The sequence below is a fragment of the Algibacter lectus genome, from assembly GCF_900112395.1.
GTDB lineage: Bacteria > Bacteroidota > Bacteroidia > Flavobacteriales > Flavobacteriaceae > Algibacter > Algibacter lectus.
The window spans coordinates 1-1,760 of record NZ_FOLN01000027.1; the positions used below are offsets into that span (position 1 = coordinate 1).

A 1,760-nucleotide genomic window follows, 5' to 3' on the forward strand; every position below is an offset into this window, starting at 1 on the left:
TGCTGAATAATTTCTCTTGATATATTTTTGTGCCTTGCATTACTAAATATACGAAATTTCTGTATATTTAACAACACGTTGTGCAACAGGCACACTGTATATAATTAATAATGGCTCTAGTGTTTTTGTTTTAAAGTTAGTATTTACCAATGGTCGAAAACTGTATTTCATTAGTTTATATATTAGCCATTACTAATAATATACGGTTTCCGTTGTACACCATTTGAGAAAAACATACTACATAGAATTAAACGGAGTAAAAATCGGAACAACTGATTTTGAATTTGCTGATGCACCAATGGGAGTTATTCACGGAAAAATCAATTTTGAAAACGTGGAATCACCTTATGAACTTTTTAGAAATCATTGTAAGAAATATAATGTTCAAATAAACGATGACGAACCGAAATTAAAACTGATTGATACTGTTGTAATTCCCGAACTAAAAGTTTATCTGGAAAACAGAACAGAGCTAAATGGTTGGGGTGGAGCAATCACAGGAATGGACAATGAAGAATATGAAATCCAATTTGGCGGAATCTCATCTGAATTATTGCAAACGGAATTTAAACATCATTATGACGAATATTACGGAACCGAAAAATAATTAAGACAAAATGCCAATAACCGTTTGCACAAAACACAGTAAAAAATCGCTAATTGAATTATACAAGGAATTAGGCGAATACGACAAAAATCCTGTTTGGAAAATTAGGTCGACTGCGATGATTGAATTAATCAATTTAATAAACGAAAACTTTGAGAACACACAAATTTGGGGTTTAACTTCACACGACAGATTAGTTCTTTTAACGGAAAATAACTGGGAGTCTAATTGGTTTGTAATAATCAACAACATTGGAAATCACGAATATTATTTTGAATACCTTATTCCTGAATATAAAAGTCCTTGGAGAAATGGAACAGTAAAAGGCGTAGCTCAATCCCTAAACGAAGCCAAGAAATATTTAGCAATTGCAATGAATGAAACAGAAGGATGGAAAGGAAATGCGGAATTGGAAAAACTTTTAGAAACAACTAAATAAAAACGGTGTACAACACAGTATAAAAATAATTGCTATTTTAGGCTTAATCAAAGGTCGTTGCACTTTTGTTACGTCTGATTTTCCTTCGGAAAATCCTCGCACACAAAACCGCAACTATTCTTATACATAAACGTTAGCAAAAAGTGAAAAAAATCAAGTACTACATATTATTACTAGTTATTTCTGGCTGCTATTCGTTGAATTCTGTTGAGGATATTGACAAATATGTTTCATACGTAAACAATAGAAAAGATACCATTCAAAAATCAAAGGAATTTGAAACACCAAACTCCGACAGAAAAACATTCGGAATTACTAAAATATCGGAATTGCATAATCAGCACTCTGATATTGTTCGAGTGATTGTAAATATTGACTTAAAAGAATTATCAGCAACATATAAATTTTACTACGAATACGATAATCTTGTTTATAGTGAAATCGTTGAATCAAGCCCTGACAAAAATACATCTGAAAAAATAAAAAAAATTGATGATGTTTATTATTTTAAAGACGGAGAATCAATAAAAAGTATTAGTAATATAGAGAAGTCTACTGATGAAAATCGAGCATTAATTTTATCGAAATTTTATTTTATTGAAAACTTTTAAAACACCATTTGCTAACAAAGTACTGTGCTAAAAAACAAGTAAAATCTTATTAATTTTTCACTAGCGCACTTTTATATTCCTTGTCAAATATTAAACCCGATTT

Annotated in this window: 4 protein-coding genes; 3 read left to right on the top strand and 1 reads right to left on the bottom strand. The window is 30.2% G+C overall.

The window, feature by feature from the left end:
* Positions 1-42 precede the first annotated feature (42 nt).
* A complete protein-coding gene (locus BM246_RS20200) occupies positions 43-171 on the bottom strand; it encodes a hypothetical protein (RefSeq protein WP_262481207.1) in 129 nt (42 codons plus the stop codon).
* A gap of 52 nt (positions 172-223) precedes the next feature.
* Between BM246_RS20200 and BM246_RS19665 the strand changes: the two genes are divergently transcribed.
* From BM246_RS19665 to BM246_RS19675, 3 genes are all read left to right on the top strand, one after another.
* Positions 224-607 (top strand): hypothetical protein, encoded by a 384-nt coding sequence (locus tag BM246_RS19665; protein ID WP_074940712.1) that lies wholly within the window; start codon positions 224-226, stop codon positions 605-607.
* A 10-nt stretch (positions 608-617) separates the two neighbouring features.
* Positions 618-1,046 carry a hypothetical protein gene (locus BM246_RS19670; RefSeq protein WP_074940715.1) on the top strand — a complete coding sequence of 143 codons (429 nt, stop codon included), beginning with the start codon at positions 618-620 and terminating at the stop codon, positions 1,044-1,046.
* A 143-nt stretch (positions 1,047-1,189) separates the two neighbouring features.
* Positions 1,190-1,657 carry a hypothetical protein gene (locus tag BM246_RS19675; protein WP_139221946.1) on the top strand — a complete coding sequence of 156 codons (468 nt, stop codon included), beginning with the start codon at positions 1,190-1,192 and terminating at the stop codon, positions 1,655-1,657.
* The last annotated feature ends 103 nt before the right edge of the window (positions 1,658-1,760 follow it).

Excerpts from the sequence above, each read along its gene's own strand:
- BM246_RS20200 (WP_262481207.1), bottom strand. The coding sequence starts at position 171 with ATGAAATACAGTTTTCGACCATTGGTAAATACTAACTTTAAAACAAAA.
- BM246_RS19670 (WP_074940715.1), top strand. The coding sequence starts at position 618 with ATGCCAATAACCGTTTGCACAAAACACAGTAAAAAATCGCTAATTGAA.